We start from the raw sequence: 16748 nt of genomic DNA on the forward strand, positions 1-16748 counted from the left end.
ATTCCCCCAAAAGCGGATCAAAGCACATCCGCACATTTTTTCAGGCGCTCGAGTACCTTTTCGCGCCCCATAATGCTCATGACCGTCTGTAGGTCGGGCGCGTTCTGCCGTCCGGCGACCGCCACGCGCACCACCATGGACACGTCGCCCACCGCGCCCTTGTAGGCGGACGGGTCGGCCTTATACGCTTTGGTGTCCGTTGCATAACCGTGCTGGGACGCGATCTGCTTCATTTTTTCAAAAAAGCTGTCCGGCGTGTCGTCTTCGTCAAACACGGCCGCGAAGTCAGTCAGGATGATCCTGGCATCCTCCGCAGGCACGCGCTCGGGCATAGTGTAGTCCGGCCGGAACAGCTCGTCAAACATAAAGTCCATATAGCCCTTGGCATCCGACCAAAGCGCCAGGTCCTTGCGCGGCTTTTTGCCGCCGCGGCCGATCGCGAGGTACGCCTTGGAGCGCGCCGGATCGCGCGTGAGCAGTGCGTGGAACGCGGGATCGTTTGCCGCGCTCCAGTCCGCGATATAGCTGTATACGGTATCCGCATCCATGCGGGAGATAACGTTTTTGGACACGTCGCGCAGTTTTTCGATATCGAACAGCGCGCCCGAACCGCTCATCTTCTTGGTCGAGAACGGGAAGTCGTTCATCGGCGCGTCCGGATTGGCGCGCCGCCACTCCTCAAAGTTGGAATTTAAAAGCGTCATCAGGTATTCCAGCACCGCAGGTACCGGATACCCCTCCTGCGCGTAGAACGTGAGCGCGAGCTCTGGGTCCTTGCGCTTCGACAGCTTGCGCTTTCCGCCAGTCTCCGGATCGATCTTCATCAACTGTGCGGTGTGCGCGTACTTGGGCGCTTTCCAGCCCATAGCACGAAACAACTGCAGGTGTACTGGCAGGGTTGCGAGCCACTCCTCGCCGCGCACAACGACCGTCGTACCCATCAGGTGGTCATCCACCACATGCGCGAAATGATAGGTCGGGATACCGTCCGACTTGAGGATGACCACGTCCTGATCATTCTCCGTGACCTCCATCTTACCCTTGACCAGATCCTCATGACGAACCTTGTTTTCAATGCTGCCCTCCGAACGGAAACGCACCACATAGGGCGTACCCTTGTTCAGTTCGGCCTCGATCTCCTCCATCGGCCGGTCGCGCCACACGGCATATTTGCCGTAGTAGCCGAAGTTCTCCTTGTTCGCTTCCTGTGCGGCGTGCGCCGCGGCCAGCTCCTCCTCGGTGCAGAAGCACGGATAGGCCATGCCGCGCTGCACGAGCGACTTGACAAAGGTCTGGTATATCTCCGCGCGCTGGGACTGGCGGTAGGGGCCGTAAACACCGTTGTCGCCATCGAGCGACGCGCCCTCGTCGAACGGCAGGCCAAACGAGGAGAACGCCTCGATGATGGTCTGCACGCCGCCCTCTACCTCGCGCTTTTTGTCCGTATCCTCAATACGCAGGTAGAACACGCCGCCCGACTGATGCGCCAGACGCTCGTCCACCAGCGCGCCGTACAGGTTGCCCAGGTGCATGAAGCCCGTGGGGCTTGGCCCCATGCGGGTCACCTTCGCGCCCTCCGGAAGCTGGCGCTTCGGGTAGCGCGCCTCGATCTCCTCCGGCGTGGTATGGATATGCGGAAACAGACGTTCCGCCAACAGATGATAGTCCATGATATTCACTCCAATATTCCTGCAAGGGTATAATTGCCCAGATTATGATTATTTTATCACACCGGACGTTCTCATGCAATGCAAAAACCATATAAAAAGCAGCCGGAACATGCCGGCTGCTTTTCCTTATTTCTTTTCCTCGAAGATTTCGCTGGTGCCGGAAAGCCGGTCATGCAGCATACGCCTGCTCGGCGTATACATGCCCAGCATGATCGAAACGATCGTCACCGCCACCATCACGATCCGCAACGCGTTCGCGGCGCTGTCGCCCGCCGCGCGGGCGATCAGTTCCCGCAGCAGTTGACTGGGGAACGCGATCGCGCCCTCCACCAGCAAAATTCCGACGATCTGCCGCAGGGCGAGCGCGCCCGCCCCCACTCTACCCGCACCCTCTGCGCGAACAATGCGCAGGCGGAACAGCCGTTTTCCCGGCGTCCGTCCATCCCAGAGGAGCGGGATCAGCCAATAATACAACATGCCCAGCAGGAGCGCGACCGTTCCCCAAAGCCAGCCGGCAGCGCCGTCTGGGATAGAGGTGTCGATTGCTGTGGAGCCGGTACGCATGGAATTGACGAGCAGGAGCGGCGCGCCGCATGCCATCGTCGCCAGATACCAGTCCACCGCGTAAGCGGCCAGCCGCCGAAACGGCCCGACTGCATTGGTTTTCATGCAAACGCCTCCCCGCAAACCTGTTCCAGCGCTTCCCCTACTGTTTTCACCGTCCATGAGGCAGCCCGCCGGACGCATTCCTCCGCGCGGGACATGGCAAAGCCGCGGAAGCGGGACAGCATCTCCATATCGTTCCGTCCGTCCCCCGCTGTATAAACCCGCCCGGACGCAACCCCGAAATGCGCGGCAACCGCCGCAACAGCCGGCGCTTTGCCTACGCCCTTCGGCACCACATCCACATATTCGCAGTTCGGCCAGGCGGACAGGCCGAACCTGTGTAGCTCATCCGCCAGCGTGACCGCTGCGCGGCCGTCCTGTGTGCGGCAGCTAATCTGATAGACCGCCGCCAGCTCCTCCGCACACCGGCGCATGGCGTACATCCGCCCGATCGCATCTATGTAAGCCTGCTCCCCTGCGGACACCTCTGCGGTGCGCACTTTGCCGCTGCGGAACATATACGCTTCTTCCCTGCTGAGCATCGTGAAGAACAGACACCGCGCCCGCAGCAGAGGCAAAGCTTTCTCCCAGCCGGAAAGCAGCTTTTCTTGCAGGCAGTCCGCGCCCGCCTCTATCCGCGCGCCGTTCATCAGGATGAGGAAATCACAGGCCAACCCATGCTGGGAAAGCTCGTCTTTCAGGGTTCCCGGGTCCCGCCCGCTACATACGCCGAAGCGTCCGCCTTTTTGACGGAACCGGCTGACCGCAGCCAAGGTCTGCGCGTCGATCTCCTGTCCATGGGACAGAGTACCGTCAAAATCGCTGGCAAACAGCACCGCGTGCATCTTATCCCCCGATCTCTTCGGCCGGCGCAGCCTGTTCTTCCTTCAGATACTGCTTATCCAGCGCCGTAATGAACGGGTAATAGATCAGACCGCCGATCAGCAGCACCACCAACTGCAGCACGCCGCCGCGCCAGTCGTTGCACATCATCCAGCCTCCGAACGGCGCGGGCAGCGTCCACGGCACGGTCACGCCCGTCGGATACGGCACCAGGCCGAAATACATGGCGCAGAAGGAAATCAGCACAGTGACAGGCGGCACAATGAAAAACGGGAGGGCCATCATCGGGTTGAGTACCATCGGCAGACCAAAGATAACCGGCTCGTTGACGTTAAAGATGCCCGGCAACAAGCTGAGCTTGCCCAACGACTTGATGCGCTTGGAGCGGCATTTGAACGCCATGATCGCCGCCAGCGACACCGTGTTGCCCGTGCCGCCTAGGAAGATGATGTGGTTGGCGAAATCCTGCGTCACGATATACTGGCGCGCCGCAGTAACAGAAGCCTGAAACATATCAAAGTTGGCAAAACGCGCCGCATACCACAGCGGTCCCATGAACGAGTCGATGACCGCCGTGCCATGGATGCCGAAAAACCACAGGATAGAGTTCAGTATGGTGATAAACAGCGTGCCAATCAGCGTCGTACCGATATCGGTCAGCGGCATCTGGATCATGGTCACGATGAAGTTCGTCACAGTGCCGAACGGCGTCGCTGCAAAGACCAGGCGGATAAACAGGAACAGGACAACGATCACCGTTGCCGGAATAAGCGCCTCAAACTGCCGGGACACAAAGCTCGGCACCGTGGAGGGCATCTTAATTTTCACATTCTTTTTCAGCAGCACCGCATACAGCTTGGTCGCCAGCAACGCGGTGAGCATGGCGGTAAACAGCCCGCCCGATTCAAAGCTCGACGCGGCATAGCCGCCCTCCTCCATTTGCTGCAGCAGCAGGAAGTAGGCCGAGATCGAGATCGCGACTGCGGGCAGCGGCTCGACCTCCTCCTCCGACGCGAGGCTGTGCGATACGCCGACCACCGCAAACAGGGCTACCAGGCCCATCGTCGCCGGATTGACCATATCCCAGCACCAGGAATACCATACGTCACCCACGATAGAGGCCATGAAATCATGGAAAGCCTGCACTGGGAAGTCGCCGATGACAACGGCGATCGATCCAATAATCAACAGCGGCATGGAAAGCATCAGGCCGTCGCGCAGCGCGACCAGATACTTATTGCTGGAGAGCTTCTGCGACAGCGGCATCAGATGCGTCTCCATAAATCCCGTCATTTTACTCATTTTTGTTCCCCCTCGGTTTTCTGGTTTATATCTATTTCAAAACAGGGAAATGCTCCCCGTTGACCGCGATATATTCGTCCAAAATCCTGCGCGCCAAGTCGGTATCCACCACCGTGCGGTTGACGACAAGCGCCTGTAACGCCTTTTGGTAAGAGCCTTCGAGCGCCGCGTCCACCGTCAGCTTTTCATAGGCGTACTGCCCTTCCAGCAGGCCCTTTTCGAAAGTCCCTGCAGGCTGTATCCGCAGCGGCTCGCCGCCCCGCGCCCCCACGCGGCAGGCGACCTCCAACATCATCCCATCCGACAGGTTGGGGACAATGCCGTTGTTCTCAACCATCAGCAGGAATACTTCGTTTTGGTTATAGGCAATGCTCATTGCCAGTTCCACAATGTAGGTCGCATGCGCGTCATTGTGCGCGATCGTCGCGGATTCAAATTCGCCGTCTGCATTTTTATGCGAACCCGCGCTGTATTTCCGATCCAGGTCAAATTTTGTACCGCGTATCTTCCCCAGGGACATAATCTCGTCACAGTACGCCTTTACGCGCTTTTCCCGCCCGTCAATAACGGTGTTCGCACGGGTATAATTGGGATCGGTATGCGAAACCATGGTCTGCGGGTACAAATAGTATTGCAGATAGGTATTCGGCAGGGAGTGCGGAAAATCCTGCACCATTTTTTCCAGATGCTTGAACGTGAAATTCCAGTAGGCGTCGTTTTTGCCGGAAAAGCCAAGCTCATCGTCGCAGTTGCCGCGCTTGAGCTTTTCCAGTATCTCCGGCAGTACATCCTCGCCCGTTTTTTTATCATACATAGCGGTAAACCAGCCGAAATGGTTAAGCCCATAATAACGCGGTTCCACATCGGTCCGCTTGCGCCCGCCGGCCAGCGGACAAAAAATATCCATGATCGAGATCGGCATATCGCAAATGTTGATCAGGCGGAAATCATCCGGAAAAACGCGCTTGGTCGCCTCCGCGACAATAGCGGCCGGATTGGAGTAATTGAGGATCCATGCCTCCGGCGACCAGCGGCGGATCGCACGCACCAGCTCGATCATCGCAGGGACCGAGCGCATCCCGTAGGCAAAACCGCCGGGGCCGCAGGTCTCCTGGCCGATCACGCCGTATTTCAGCGGGATTTTCTCATCCATTTCGCGCATTTTCAAGCCGCCCGGCCGAATCTGCACAAGCGCAAAGTCAATATCCGTAAACGCGGTTTCCTCATCTGTTGTATAGACGAATTCAGCCTCCGGATAGTATTCGCGGTAAAGTATTTCGCCAAAACGGCCGATATGCTCCTGCCTTTCCGCGTCGTTGTCATACAGCACGACCCGGCGAAGCGGAAAATGCTCCCGCACCAGACAAAGCATCTCCAGCATATCCGGCGTATAGGTGCTGCCGCCGCCTGCGATCACAATCGAAAATTGCTTCATGACAGCCACTCCTCCTTTTATATCCTTATATTAGGGCACAAAAAGCCCGTATTCCTTTCATGTCTTTAAGCATAAAGAATACGGGCTTTTTTTCAAGCATTTCAAATGAATAAAAAATTTGTCAACTGTATAAAAAACATGTTTCCGATTTTTCCGCCGCGGTTGCAGCCCGCGTTCCCGCCTGTTAAAATAGAAATAGCAGTCATATCGGTCAGCTTTCCTGCTGCAGCCGATCCACCAGACGGGACAGGATATATTCGAACAGGATGATCGTCCGCCCGATAAAGAAATCAGGAACGTTATACGCTACCGACCCTCCGGTCCGTATCACCAGGCAGTTGTCGCTCATGCGTCCCAGCGTGGAATCCCCATGCGCCGTGATGGTATACAGCTTGTGCCGCAAGGTCTGCGCATGCAGGGCTACGTCCACCAGGTCGCGCGTTTCCCCGCTCTTAGACAGAATCAGCGTCAGGCTGGGCTGGTCTCCGCCCCGCATCATATCAACCGGCGCGCCGTCGTACGCAAGAATGCCCAGTGTCGCCAGCCGACGCATAAAGTATGACGAGGCGATCGTTGAAAAGCCAAGCCCCACGATAAAAATGCAGTTGTCCCGACACCGCAGAATCTCATTTGCAAAGGCTTCAATGCGCGCTTCATCCACGGTTTCCAAAATGCTTGTCAGGTCGATTCCGGCCGCGGCATTCCGCTCCTCCTCCGCATGACGGCGGAGCGAATAGATCATATCGCTGTAGCCTTGGTATCCCAGCTTTTTGGAAAGCTTGATAACCGTGGTCGTGGACACATAGGACTGCTGCGCGACCGAACGGATATTGATTTTCGTATCATGTTCCACCGCGTCAAGTATCTGCTCCAGCACCCTATGCTCAGTTTCGTTGAGCAAATGCCGTTTGGACAGATCGATCAAATTCACCAACAGCACCCCCATTTCATTATTCTGCTGTTCTTATCAGTATAACATATTGTGTCGAAAAATAACAGAGGAGGCTTTTCATTTATGAACGTATTACTGCTTTGCTCGCAGGGCATGTCGACCGGCATGCTATGCGACCGGATTGCGGCCGCTGCCAAGGAGGATGGCTGCGAAATGACCGTATGGGCCGCCAGCGAAATCAAGGCGCGCGAGCATGTCGGCAAGGCCGACATCATCCTGCTCGGGCCGCAGGTCCGCTATCTCAAGAGCCGCATCGAGGAAATGGCGGAGGGCAAGCCGGTCGAGGTCATCGATATGATGGCTTACGGCACGATGGACGGCAAAAAAGTTTATAACGATATCAAAAAGCACATGGGAGACAAGTAAATGGCAATTACACAGGAGCAGCTTGAGCAGGCCTGTTTCCAGCTCATCTCATTCAGCGGCGCGGCGAAAAGCGATTTCCTCGAAGCGGTTGAGTACGCAAAAAGCGGCGATTTCCCCCAGGCTGAGGCCGCTGTCGAACGGGGAAACGAAGAATACCTGCAGGCGCACAACGCCCATTTTGATCTGATCCAGGAAGAGGTCAACAGCGAAAACGGCCTGCTGACCCGTCTGACGCTGGTCCACGCAGAGGATCAACTTGCCATGGCGGAATCCACTCGCATCCTTGCCGAGCAGTTGATCGAACTGTACCGGCGCCTGCAGAAATAAGGCCCACCCGTTAAACAGAAAAGCAGCCTTTCCACACAAACAAGTGCGGAAAGGCTGCTTTTTATTTTCGCCTGCAAAAACTTGAAAAATTTCCTTGACAATTATCCGAAATCGGACTACAATAACAAACAGTCCGGTTTCGGACATGAAAGGAGCTTGCCCTATGGACTCGATTTCTTATCCGGAATTCAGCCGAATCTATAATGGCCTGCAAAAGGAAAGCAACCAGCTTTACCGTCTGCTTTCCAAGCATTACGGTATTTCCGACAGTGAGTGCTGGATCCTTTATGTGCTGCGGGAAGAGGGCCGCCCCCTTACCCAGACCGAGTTATGTAATACCCTCTATCTCAGCAAGCAGACCGTCAACTCCGCGCTCAAATCTCTGGAAGCGGATGGTTATATCCGTCTGGAATGTGCGTCCGGCAACCGCCGGAGCAAAAATATCCACTTGACCGAAGCCGGTCTTGCGCTTGCCATGCGCACGGTCGATAATGTGTTCAAGATGGAGGAACGGGCTTTTCTTCGTCTTTCGGCATCAGAGCGCGCCGCGATCCTTTCCCTTGGGCAAAAACACCTGAACCTGCTGCGCGAGGAGGCATGCAGGCTTTTATCCGGAAAATCTTTTGGAGGATAACTTTTATGCAAATCAGACTTTCCGATCACTTCAGTTACCGAAAGCTGCTGCGCTTCACCCTTCCATCCATCGTCATGATGATCGTCGCTTCCATTTACAGCGTGGTCGACGGGCTCTTTGTCTCCAATCTTGTAGGGGATCTGGCGCTTTCAGCGGTCAATATTATTTTCCCCGCCACCATGATCATCGGCGCGGCCGGATTCATGCTCGGCACGGGCGGCAGCGCGATCGTCGCGCGCACGCTGGGCGAGGGCGACCATGAGCTGGCCAACCGCTATTTCTCCATGATTATTTACAGCGTAATCATCTTAGGCGTAATCCTGTCCGTCGCCTGCGCGATTTTTATTGAGCCGATCGCGAGGCTGTCCGGCGCCAGCGACCTGCTGATGGACGATTGTATTGCATACGGCCGCATCATGATGCTCGGCAGTGCAGCGTTTATGCTGCAGGTTTCGTTCCAAAGCTTTTTGGTCGTTGCGGAAAAGCCGCACATGGGGCTTGTGCTGTCCATCTCGGCCGGCCTGACCAACATGGTGCTCGACTATGTGTTTATCGCCGTTTTTGAGATGGGCGTTGTAGGCGCGGCGCTGGCCACGGTGGCAGGATACTGTGTCGGCGGTCTGATCCCGCTGGTCTACTTTTTCCGTGCGTCTCCCGACCGTCTGTGTCTGTCCAAAACGCAGTTTTATCCCAAGGAGTTCCTACACACCTGCACCAACGGCTCCTCCGAGCTGATGAGCAATATCTCCGCCTCCATCGTGGGTATCCTGTTCAATATCCAGCTCATGCGGATCATCGGCGAGGCGGGCGTAGCGGCGCATTCGGTCATGATGTATGTGGATTTCGTCTTTATTGCTGCGTTCCTCGGCTTTTCGGTCGGCAGCGCGCCAATCGTCAGCTATCATTACGGCGCTGCCAACCACAGCGAGCTGAAAAATGTTTTCCGCAAAAGCATCACCATCATCGCGGTCACCTCGGTCGTCATGGTGCTGATTTCCGAACTGCTCAGCCGCCCCCTGTCCTTTGCCTTTGTGGGGTACGACGCCGACCTGCTTGATATGACGGTACATGGCTTCCGCTTGTTTGCACTCTGTTACTTTTTCTGCGGCATCAACATCTACGCCTCCGCGTTTTTTACCGCGCTCTCCAACGGCATCATTTCCGCATTTATCTCGTTCATGCGCTCCCTGGTGCTGCGCGGCGGCTTGGTTCTTCTCATGCCGATCTGGCTCGGCCTGGACGGCGTATGGACCTCGGTCATCGCCGCTGAGGCGCTCGGCGCCTGCATTGCCGTGTGCTTTTTCATGATGCAGCGGCACAAATACCATTACCTGTAAGGCAGCATTTCCATACAGCAGAACAGAGGGGACGAAAGTCCCCTCTGTTCTGCTTCTTCATGGTAATATGCGCCCATATGTCCGTTCACACCAGAATTTCAAATATCCCCAGCCCGACCATCAGCAGATTAGCCACGGGTTCGGCTAACCATCCGATTGTGCCGCCTTCCCGCAGGCCGCCGATCCAATTCCCGCCGAAAAAGAACAGCAGGCTGCATAAAAAGGCGCAGGCCGCCGTTGGAACGAGCCGCATGCCGGTAATGCTGGCGCCCACGCCAAGCCCAATGTTGTTTACCGCCAGCGCCGCGCCCAAAAGCAGGGTGCTTTTCAGCGTCAATGCACGCGGAACACGCTCCCTGCCATCCTTTCCCTTTTGGGAAAACCAGGGCCGCAGTAGGCTGAACAGTCCGATGCCCATGATAATACCGCCACCCAATACATTTTCAAACCGGTCAGGCAGCACCGGCAGGAGCATCCGCCCTAAAATCATGGAGCAGACTGTCCCCGCGAGTGACAGCAGAGCCACCACAAGATTGGATTTCCAGTCGACCTTTATTTTCCGCAACCCATAGGATAACCCCACGACCAGGCTGTCCGCGCTTGCCGCTGCGGAAAAAGCCAAAACCGAAAGCATCTGTATCCGCACAAAAACACCCTTTCCCGAAAAACGCAATACGCTTCCGTAAGGCATTTTATTGCGGAACGAACCGATCGGTTCCTTCCTCACTTTTTCCGGATAAACTCCTTAGGATTGCGCCCAAATTCCCGTTTGAACGCCTTGATAAAATTGGAGTAATCGTTAAACCCGCACTGCATGCAGGCGGTCATGACCGGCACCCCCTCGCACAGCATGTTGCGCGCAACCGTCAGGCGCTTCTTTATAATGAATTGATAGAGCGTCAGCCCCGTATAGAGCTTAAATTGATGCGCCAGATAGGATTTGCTGATAAAAAACACGTCCGCCAAACGGTCAAGTGTCAAATTATCCGAAAAATAATCGTTAATATAGGCCACGACCTCGTTTATTTTTTCATTTTCCGTGACATCCTTTCGAATAGCGTCCGGCGTGGCAAAATAGGCGCGATTGAGGTAAACCAGAAATTCCAGCAGGTAGATTGCCGAAAGCGTGCCGCTTCCGAACTCCTCCTCGTCCCGACTGTGCAGCATTTTTTCGCAGATCCCTTTCAGCCGCGAAAGCACATTGCTCTCCGGCCGGATCAGCTTGTACTTTTTCTGGCTCGCATCCGTAAAGCAAGCGGTCAGGTCCGCGCCTTTCCCCGCAGTCTGCGCCAGGAAATCCGGATGGATCCAGATCACAAAGCGTTCATACGGCCTGCCTTTTCGAATGTCCGGCTTGTGAATATCCCGATTATCCGTGAGCAGGATATCCCCCGGCCGCAGCTGATAGGTGCGGCCTTCGATGCTGTAGGACACCTCGCCGGACAGGAAAAAGAAAATCTCATAGAACGCATGCTCATGGAAATCCACCTCGGGAGGAACAACGTCCAGATAGTGATAGCATTCAAAATCCGTCCGCTCCATCGTTTGTCTTTGAGTAAAAATATCTTTATGCAAATCCAACAATTTCTCCTCCCCTCTTTTGTATGTGTTTATATTATATAGCAATATTCACCATATTTCAAGCAGGATATCCCGAGAATCGACTTTTGCAAAACGGTATAATAAGAGTACAAAAAGAGGGAAAAAGAAATCATTTCCCCGATATTATATTCAGAAAGAGAGGTTTTACAGATGCAAGGTTTCATTCACGACGATTTCCTCCTGACCACAGAGCCCGCACGCAGGCTGTATCACGAGCATGCGGAGCGCATGCCGATTTTCGATTATCACTGCCACCTCAGCCCGGCAGAGATCTACGAAAACAAGCAGTTCTCGGATATCGGCGAGGCCTGGCTTGCGGGGGACCACTACAAGTGGCGTGTCCTGCGCGCAAACGCCGTGCCGGAGAAATACGTCACCGGAAACGCCAGCTATCGGGACAAGTTCGACCGCTTCGCTGCGATTATGCCCTGCCTCATTGGGAACCCCATTTATCACTGGTCCCATCTGGAGCTCAAGCGCTTCTTCGGCATTGACGAGCTGCTGAGCAGCCAAACCGCCGATTCGGTGTGGGAGCGCGCGAACAGCAAGCTGAAAAGTCCGGATGGCGCGGCACGGTCCCTGATCTCTGAAAGTAATGTACGCGCCCTTTGTACGACGGACGATCCGGTTGATGACCTGCGCTACCATCGTCTGCTGGCGGAGGACAACAGCTTTACAACCAAGGTGCTGCCTACCTTCCGTCCGGAAAAAGCGCTGGATATCCTTTCCGCTGGCTATCCCGCCTATCTGCAGAAGCTGGGCGCCGCGTCCGGAATTTACGTCCGCACGCTTGACGACGTCAAGCAGGCGCTGGCCGCCCGTGTAGAGTATTTTGCCTCATGCGGCTGCCGCCTATCCGACCATTCGTTCGGCGCGCCCGATTTCACCGTCTGGGATGAAGGCGCGGCGGAGGAGGCCATGTCCAAGGCGCTGGCCGGCGAGCAGCTGCTCGATTACGAGGTCGCGGCCTATCAGTCGGCTATCATGGACTTCCTGGGCGGCCTGTATGCGGACAAGGGCTTTGCTATGCAGCTCCATATCGGCGCGATCCGCAATCTGAACACGCAGCGCTTCCGCTCGATCGGCGTGGATATCGGCTGCGACTCGATTGGCGATACCATCCCCGCCGCTTCGCTCGCCGCCCTACTCGACCGTATGGCGGTACGCGGCAAGCTGCCCCGCACCATCCTCTACACGCTCAACGCAGCGGACAACGACAAGCTCATTGCCGCAGCGGGCTGCTTCCAGGACGAAAGCACGGCGGGCAAAATCCAGTTCGGTTCCGCCTGGTGGTTCAACGATCATTTCGACGGTATGACCGCCCAACTCAAGAGCCTAGCCAATATTGGCGTGCTCAGCCGCTTTGTCGGCATGCTCACGGACAGCCGTTCGTTCCTTTCCTATCCGCGCCACGAATATTTCCGCCGCGTGCTGTGCGAGCTGGTCGGCGGATGGATTGCCTCCGGCATGGCGCCCGCGGATTACGACGGTATCGGCAAAATCATTGAGGATATCTGCTTCAATAATATCTGGCAGTATATCGGGCTGGAATAAGTGCATTATCTTGCGGCAACTGAAAGAATAAAAGGGAGACGCTTATGAAAAAAAGATTTCGTGCGGCGGCGCTGGCATTGTCTGCAACGCTGATGCTCGGCGCGCTCGCAGGCTGCGGTAACAGTTCGGCCGCAGACCAGCGGGAAATCATCCGAATTGGTCACAACCAATCCACCAACCATCCGACGCATCTTGCGCTTGTTGCTTTTGAGGAGTTCATCGAAAGCAAGCTCGGCGACAAGTATGACGTCGAGGTTTTCCCCAGCGAGCTGCTCGGCTCGCAGAACGAAATGGTGCAGTTGACCCAGACGGGCGCCATCAACTTCTGTGTGGCCAGCAATTCCTTGCTGGAAACCTTCAGCGATAACTACACACTGTTCAACCTACCTTACCTGTTCGCCTCCAGCGAAGCGTACCACGCCTCTATGGACGACGAAGCCATTACCGGCCCGATTTTCGAATCCACCAAACAGGCGGGCTTTGAGGCCGTGACCTGGCTGGATGCGGGTACGCGCAACTTCTATACGGTCGATAAGCCGATCGAGACCCCCGCCGACCTGAAAGGCCTGAAGATCCGCGTGCAGCAATCCCCCACCAACGTGCAGATGATGAGCCTGCTGGGTGGCTCCGCCACCCCGATGGGCTTCGGCGATGTTTACACCGCGCTCCAGTCCAAGATCATCGACGGGGCGGAAAATAACGAAATGGCCCTGACCGACAACGGTCACGGCGACGTGTGCAAATATTATTCCTACGACATGCACCAGATGATACCGGATATCCTGATCGGCAATATCGCATTCCTTGACGGGCTGAGCGAGGAGGAGCGCGCGGTCTTCGACGAGGGCTTCGAGCTGGTCAACCAGGTTCAGCGGGAAGAGTGGGTAACCGCGGTCGAAAACGCTAAGGACCGCGCGGAAAACGAGCAGGGTGTCCATTTCATCTATCCCGACACGGCGCCATTCCAGGTGGCCTGCGCGCCGATGCACGACGCCATGCTCGAGCAATACCCTGACCTGAAGCCTATTTATGACGCAATACAGGCTTATAACAAGCAGTACCCGTCGACTGAGTCCTGAGGGAGGTGTCAGAAAAATGAAAGCGCTGAGAAATGTACTCACCAAACTGCTCAATGTGCTTGCCGGCGTAAGCTTTATCGCAATGGTCGTCCTGACCTGCTGGCAGGTCTTCACCCGCTATGTGCTGCAGGATCCCTCTCCCTGGTCTGAGGAGCTGGTTTCCTACCTGTTTGCTTGGGCCAGCCTTTTGGGCGCGTCCCTAATTACGGGCGAGCGCGGCCATATGAATATCCCGATCGTCGTAGAGCGCGTGGGCGCGGGCATGCAGAAAACGCTCGGTATCCTCGGCGAGCTGGTCGCCTTTGCTTTCTCCGCCATCATTCTGGTTTATGGCGGCGTGCAGATCTCCCAGCTTGCCTTGGGACAGATGACCTCGTCGCTCGGCATCGCTGTCGGCGTATTCTATGTCGTGCTTCCCCTTTGCGGCGTGTTGAACATGATCTATACCGTGTTGAATATTGCCGATATCTGCAAAAACGGCACAGAAACAAAACAGGAGGGGGCATAAACTATGGCTATTGAATCCTTGCTGATTATCATCGGCGTGCTGGCAGTACTGCTAATCGTCGGCGTACCGATCTCGTATTCCATTGGTATCGCGTCCCTAGTCGCGATTTTGCAGACCGTTTCGCTTGACGTATCGGTCGTTACCGGCGCACAGCGTATCTTTGTCGGCATGAGTAAATTCAGCCTGACCGCAATTCCTTTCTTTATCCTCGCCGGCAACCTGATGAACCAGGGCGGCATCGCTAAACGCCTGGTGGATTTTGTTATGGCGATACTGGGCAAGCTACCCGGCGCGTTGCTCGTGACCAATATCGGCGCCAACGCGCTGTTCGGCGCGATCTCGGGTTCCGCTTCCGCGGCGGCCGCTGCGGTCGGCAGCATGGTGGAAAAAGGCGAAGAGGAGCAGGGCTACGACAAGGCGCTCTGCGCCGCCACGAACGGCGCTTCCGCCCCGTCCGGCCTTTTGATTCCCCCGTCCAACGCACTGATTACCTATTCTCTTGCCGCGGGCGGCACCTCTGTAGCCGCTCTGTTCCTGGCGGGCTATATCCCCGGCATCATTTGGGCGCTCTGCTGTATGGTTGTTGCCGTAATCATCGCTACCAAAAAAGGTTATAAAGGCATCCCAGGAAAATTTGACTGGAAAAACCTTGGCGTTGCGACATTACGCGCCATTCCTTCGCTTTCTCTGATCGTTGTTGTCATCGGCGGTATCGTCGGCGGCATCTTCACCGCAACCGAAGGCTCGGCCATCGCGGTCGTCTACGCACTGATCCTGGGCATCTGTTACCGCAACATCACCTTAAAATCCTTCTGGAACATTGTTGTGGACAGTGCGAAAATGAGCGGCATGGTCGTCTTCCTGATCGGCGTATCCAACATTCTCGGCTGGGTCATGGCATTCACCCAGATCCCGCAGGCAATCTCCGAGGCCCTGCTCGGCCTGACGCAGAACCCCATCATCATCCTGCTGATCATGAACGTCATCCTGCTCATTGCCGGTACGTTCATGGACGTTACGCCGGCGATCCTGATTTTCACGCCGCTGTTCCTGCCGGTTGTCAAGACCTTTGGTATGGATCCTGTACAGTTCGGCCTGATTTTGGTCTACAACCTGTGCATCGGCAATATCACTCCGCCAGTCGGCAACACGCTTTTCGTCGCAATCAAGGTAGGACGATCGACGCTATCCGGCGTCATGCCCTATATGCTATGGTATTACGTCGCTATTTTGGTCGGCCTGTTGCTGGTCACTTATGTTCCTTTCATCAGTTTGGGACTGCCTATGGCCGCCGGCTTGCTATAAACGGAAAAAAACAGAAAACCGCGGAAAACCGTGGTTTTCTGTTTTTTATTTTATACCTCCGAGAGCTTTTCCAAAAGCTCGGACTGGATGCGCAGCCGGATATCGATTATCTCGCCGCGCTTTTCCTGGGAGAGTTCCTCGCCGCCTGCTGCCGTTCCATCGGCGGCAGACGCCTCCGCACTGCCCCGTGTTTTTCCCGTTCCTGTGTTCAGGCGACGCTCGGAGAGCTGCGCGATTTCGCTTACCGGCAGCATATCCTTCCGCCTGCCGCGTCGGTCAAGCAAGCCTTTTGGACCCTCGGCCTCAAACTTCCGCAGCCATCCATAAATCTGATAATAGGAAACATGGTATTCTTTTATTGTCAGTGCATAGTCTTTTCCATGCGCGATGCAGTAGCTTACAATTTCTATCCGCTCTTCCAACGTGGTTTTTCTTCCCTTTTCCATACGACCACCCTTTCGACTTAGCTTTTCTTCTTAATACAGATAGTTGCACGCAGCCGCACAAAAGAGGGGCTGATTCCACAAACGCCGTCTTAACACCGGCAGCCGCTTCTCTAATATTCCGAACAGACTGCGGATATCCGCTTCCTGACACAACACTGGTTTGAAGTATGCGGCCGCATTTGCACCGCTCTATCCAGTTGCAAAAAATGAGCAGGACCTCAAGGTGGGAGGGCCTGCTCATTCTATCAGGAAAGGCGGCGCACCCTCCCCAATCATCTAAACTGCTGCGAATAAATAGAAACCGCAAAGGGGTTCTATGACAGACTCCACCGCTTATCCCAGCGGTACAAAAATAGCATCAATAAAACAGCAAGTCAAGCGACCTTAAGGAAATTGGCAGGTTAGCCGCATTTCTATACGGTATCTTAACGACCGTTTTTCCCTCTTTTTTCATCGCGCTGTGAAAGAGTAAACGCCTTCCCTTTCCTGCAAGCACCACTTGGCTGCCCAACCTTTTACAGTTTTGCGCAAACAAACAAATTTTTTTTATCGCAGATCACCAATTACGTGCAATATATCACTAAATAAACAAAAAAAATTTATATATTTATACAAATTGCATAAAACACCTTGACAAATAATTCTCCTCATAATAAAATAATCTCAGAAAAAACGAAGGAGGAGGGTGAAAGATGAAAAAGGAGATAAATACGGAACGGGCGCCGGCGGCGATCGGGCCGTATGCACAGGCGGTAGCGGTGGATGGGCTGGTGATCACATCG

17 protein-coding genes are annotated in these 16748 nt (G+C 55.3%); 8 read left to right on the forward strand and 9 right to left on the reverse strand.

Annotated elements, in window-relative coordinates; all coding sequences use genetic code 11:
- Nucleotides 1-17: 17 nt before the first annotated feature.
- The 6 genes from H8S45_RS01890 to H8S45_RS01915 all read right to left on the reverse strand — a co-directional run bounded on the left by H8S45_RS01890 (nt 18) and on the right by H8S45_RS01915 (nt 6787).
- Nucleotides 18-1670 (reverse strand): glutamate--tRNA ligase, encoded by a 1653-nt coding sequence (locus tag H8S45_RS01890; RefSeq protein ID WP_186949466.1) that lies wholly within the window; start codon nt 1668-1670, stop codon nt 18-20.
- Nucleotides 1671-1796: 126 nt separating this feature from the next.
- Nucleotides 1797-2339 carry an RDD family protein gene (locus H8S45_RS01895; protein WP_054326052.1) on the reverse strand — a complete coding sequence of 181 codons (543 nt, stop codon included), beginning with the start codon at nt 2337-2339 and terminating at the stop codon, nt 1797-1799.
- Nucleotides 2336-3121, reverse strand: coding sequence for an HAD family hydrolase (locus H8S45_RS01900; RefSeq protein WP_186949468.1), 786 nt, complete (start codon nt 3119-3121; stop codon nt 2336-2338). Before H8S45_RS01900 ends, H8S45_RS01895 begins: the two co-directional genes overlap by 4 nt.
- A 1-nt stretch (nt 3122) precedes the next feature.
- Nucleotides 3123-4421 (reverse strand): PTS sugar transporter subunit IIC, encoded by a 1299-nt coding sequence (locus tag H8S45_RS01905; protein ID WP_107630575.1) that lies wholly within the window; start codon nt 4419-4421, stop codon nt 3123-3125.
- Nucleotides 4422-4452: 31 nt separating this feature from the next.
- Nucleotides 4453-5856 carry a family 4 glycosyl hydrolase gene (locus H8S45_RS01910; RefSeq protein WP_054326054.1) on the reverse strand — a complete coding sequence of 468 codons (1404 nt, stop codon included), beginning with the start codon at nt 5854-5856 and terminating at the stop codon, nt 4453-4455.
- A 211-nt stretch (nt 5857-6067) separates the two neighbouring features.
- Nucleotides 6068-6787 carry a MurR/RpiR family transcriptional regulator gene (locus H8S45_RS01915; RefSeq protein WP_159068025.1) on the reverse strand — a complete coding sequence of 240 codons (720 nt, stop codon included), beginning with the start codon at nt 6785-6787 and terminating at the stop codon, nt 6068-6070.
- 84 nt (nt 6788-6871) lie between these two features.
- Here H8S45_RS01915 and H8S45_RS01920 point away from each other — a divergent pair, with 84 nt between their 5' ends.
- From H8S45_RS01920 to H8S45_RS01935, 4 genes are all read left to right on the forward strand, one after another.
- Nucleotides 6872-7174 (forward strand): PTS sugar transporter subunit IIB, encoded by a 303-nt coding sequence (locus H8S45_RS01920; RefSeq protein ID WP_054326056.1) that lies wholly within the window; start codon nt 6872-6874, stop codon nt 7172-7174.
- Complete coding sequence (locus H8S45_RS01925; protein WP_054326057.1) at nt 7175-7501, forward strand: PTS lactose/cellobiose transporter subunit IIA; 327 nt, start codon at nt 7175-7177, stop codon at nt 7499-7501.
- Nucleotides 7502-7664: 163 nt separating this feature from the next.
- On the forward strand, nt 7665-8135 hold the full coding sequence (locus H8S45_RS01930) for a MarR family winged helix-turn-helix transcriptional regulator (RefSeq protein WP_107630576.1): 471 nt from the start codon (nt 7665-7667) through the stop codon (nt 8133-8135).
- A gap of 5 nt (nt 8136-8140) precedes the next feature.
- Nucleotides 8141-9472, forward strand: coding sequence for an MATE family efflux transporter (locus tag H8S45_RS01935; protein ID WP_054326059.1), 1332 nt, complete (start codon nt 8141-8143; stop codon nt 9470-9472).
- An 85-nt stretch (nt 9473-9557) separates the two neighbouring features.
- On the opposite strand, the gene H8S45_RS01940 is transcribed toward H8S45_RS01935, so the two are convergent.
- Nucleotides 9558-10199 (reverse strand): manganese efflux pump, encoded by a 642-nt coding sequence (locus tag H8S45_RS01940; RefSeq protein WP_054326060.1) that lies wholly within the window; start codon nt 10197-10199, stop codon nt 9558-9560.
- Nucleotides 10196-11053 (reverse strand): AraC family transcriptional regulator, encoded by an 858-nt coding sequence (locus tag H8S45_RS01945; protein WP_242977800.1) that lies wholly within the window; start codon nt 11051-11053, stop codon nt 10196-10198. Before H8S45_RS01945 ends, H8S45_RS01940 begins: the two co-directional genes overlap by 4 nt.
- Before the next feature lie 171 nt (nt 11054-11224).
- Here H8S45_RS01945 and uxaC point away from each other — a divergent pair, with 171 nt between their 5' ends.
- Genes uxaC through H8S45_RS01965 form a run of 4 tightly spaced genes read left to right on the forward strand, consistent with a single transcriptional unit; the run spans nt 11225 to nt 15520 of the window.
- Nucleotides 11225-12628, forward strand: a complete 1404-nt coding sequence (gene uxaC / locus H8S45_RS01950; RefSeq protein ID WP_054326061.1) for a glucuronate isomerase — start codon at nt 11225-11227, stop codon at nt 12626-12628.
- 44 nt (nt 12629-12672) lie between these two features.
- Complete coding sequence (locus tag H8S45_RS01955; RefSeq protein WP_147573716.1) at nt 12673-13707, forward strand: TRAP transporter substrate-binding protein; 1035 nt, start codon at nt 12673-12675, stop codon at nt 13705-13707.
- A gap of 16 nt (nt 13708-13723) precedes the next feature.
- Complete coding sequence (locus H8S45_RS01960) at nt 13724-14215, forward strand: TRAP transporter small permease (RefSeq protein WP_054326062.1); 492 nt, start codon at nt 13724-13726, stop codon at nt 14213-14215.
- Between the two features lie 3 nt (nt 14216-14218).
- Nucleotides 14219-15520: a TRAP transporter large permease gene (locus H8S45_RS01965; protein WP_054326063.1), complete on the forward strand. Its 1302-nt coding sequence runs from the start codon at nt 14219-14221 to the stop codon at nt 15518-15520.
- A 50-nt stretch (nt 15521-15570) separates the two neighbouring features.
- Here the strand turns inward: H8S45_RS01965 and H8S45_RS01970 are convergent, their stop codons facing one another.
- Entirely contained in the window at nt 15571-15966 is a 396-nt protein-coding gene (locus tag H8S45_RS01970) for a helix-turn-helix domain-containing protein (RefSeq protein ID WP_107630582.1), read from the reverse strand.
- Nucleotides 15967-16748 lie beyond the last annotated feature (782 nt).

This window comes from Agathobaculum faecis, assembly GCF_014287995.1.
GTDB lineage: Bacteria > Bacillota > Clostridia > Oscillospirales > Butyricicoccaceae > Agathobaculum > Agathobaculum ammoniilyticum.